This window comes from Bacillus cereus group sp. BceL291, assembly GCF_051776705.1.
Classification (GTDB): Bacteria; Bacillota; Bacilli; order Bacillales; family Bacillaceae_G; genus Bacillus_A; species Bacillus_A cereus.
The window spans coordinates 1-2250 of sequence record NZ_JBPWAP010000194.1; the positions used below are offsets into that span (position 1 = coordinate 1).

Here is a 2250-nt window from a genome sequence, read left to right on the forward strand (position 1 = left end):
ACTCGTCTGAACAGTTATCCTGCTCTTAATTGTTTTTGTTGTTTCTACAATCTAGAACAGTCCTCGTTGTCGCTTATGCTTGCGCATTACTTAATCGAGAACGTCTCGCACACCATTATATTTTCCTCCTAGAACGTAAAAAAGGACACACCTGTACCGTTGGAATGGTACGTAAGGTGTGTCCTTCACGTAAGTCATTTTTTATTTGTATAATTATTAATTAAAATATAACGTTTTTATGTAATATGTGCAAGTATTATTTTTTGAAAAGGGAAAAGTTAAAATACTATATCTAACCTTTCCTCCTAATTTAAGCTAGCTTTTCCCTAAAAATATAATCTTGAATAAAAAGTTATTTTAGGTTTCTATAGGTATTAATCAAAAAAATCATCTAATTCCTTACTCATTACATTAGATGTATTTTTCTTTTGTTGCTGGTTTTTATTAAGTAGTGAATTCGTATTGTTATACGTATTCTTTTGTTTGGCCTTTAAGCCTTTTTGGCGTTCTTTATAGTTCATATGTTTATCTTCATGCTGCTCTTCATTATTTCTAGTGTTCTCTACCAAATTCTTTTCTAAGTTTTGATGAACAGTAATGCTAATAGATTCGTAAACTTTTGCAACCTCTTCATCAAGTTTATTTTCTTTAGTGGGATTAACTGTTTTTGTAGCTGGTTTCAAATTAGTTTTCATATCTGTTTTTGCTTCCTCTAATACTGTAGTTATAAGTCCCTCTGTTAGAAGCTTTTTTTGCAATGGATCAGTCTCAACAGGAAATCCTAAATGAATTGGGTAATCTATATCCCTTTTTGGTTCCAACATAGTATTAGATACCTCTTTCTTCCGTTCTGCTAGCTCCATATTTTTTTTAGGACTTACAATTTCCATATGTGTCTCCTTTGTTATACCCGGCAGCTCGCCATTCCGTTGTAAGGCATCTTGTAATCTTGAAGCACGTGTATAATCGATTTTAAATGCGTTCTGTAGTGCATGTATAGAAGCATTCCCTGATTCCTTAACAAAGGCCACTACATCATCATATAGGATGTCTTTAAAGAAGCCTGTTTCCTCTTGCTGTGCTTCTGTTTCTTCGTTTGGAATGCTATTTTCTCGTGAAGTCGTATTATCTAAATCTGTATTAGATGAAGGAGTAGTATTGATTTGAGAATCCTTTGATAATATCGACGTACTATTATTGTTTGAAATTAAAACTTTACGAGGGCCATTCCCAGTGTAAGTGCTCACAACCTGATTGTGTTCTAACTTCTCAATAAATTGTACAGCCTTTATATGGCTGATTCTGAATTTTCTTTGCAAAAGAGATGGTGAGATTTGTTGTGATTCGATCACAAATGCCTTAATTTCTTCATACAACTTATTTTCAGTTTCTTCAATAACATGTACCTGTTGACTGACAGCCGTAGAATAATCAGAAAAAGTTACATTTTCTACGGTGTTTGTTTCATATTCGGACTTGTGTTCTTTATAATTCTCCAACTCTACAATATGTTGGTTCTTATTGTTTGTTTCTATGGAATTATTTTGTCCTATTTTATCACCATGCCTAGGTGGAAATGATTCTATCTGTTTTATATTATTTGCATCTACATGTTTCATAGGATTTGATTTTGCGATAGATTCTTCAATGAGTCGAAGACGTTCGTTTTCCCAATATTGTCCAGACTTAATCTCTACTTGAATGATTGCTTGAGCAAATTCCTCTTTGGGTACAAAGTTACTAGTAATTTGTTGTACAGGTTGTACATGATTGTCTTGTACAATACGCGCAGCACAAATGAAGGCACCTTGTGCCATGATATCTCCTGGTGACATAACGACTTCTTTTAATTTTTGATATGTCGAACCTAAGCGACTAACGGGATTCTCTTGCATAGGAGAAATCCCTTGTTCAGATTCAGATTCTTTAAATTCCTCTGTTTCACCAAACATGTCAGAGAAAATTTTCGCATCATAAGGTGTTACATCACCAAATATCATCTTGTTACGGAACGAACCTAGTAAAGTAAACATATACTGCTCTGTGAAATCCAAAGCTAATTGAGATAGTGTTTGGCTAGCAATTGTCAGAATGACTTTATATTTACGAGATTGTGCAGGGAACTCTTTGAACGGGCGCACAAATGTGTAGCATCCTAGCCCGAGAGGGCTGGGGTAGCTACTAACCCTTACGGGTCGCGATAGGTAAAGCTTTGAAGTTATCTCTACTTTTTCCCCCGCCCCACACCGT

General features: G+C 34.9%; 1 protein-coding gene. It reads right to left on the minus strand.

Annotation, left to right across the window (positions count from 1 at the left end; all coding sequences use genetic code 11):
• Nucleotides 1–374: 374 nt before the first annotated feature.
• The coding region (locus tag ACS2CR_RS33970; protein ID WP_438906156.1) for a DNA translocase FtsK at nt 375–2250 on the minus strand (1876 nt) is incomplete at its 5' end.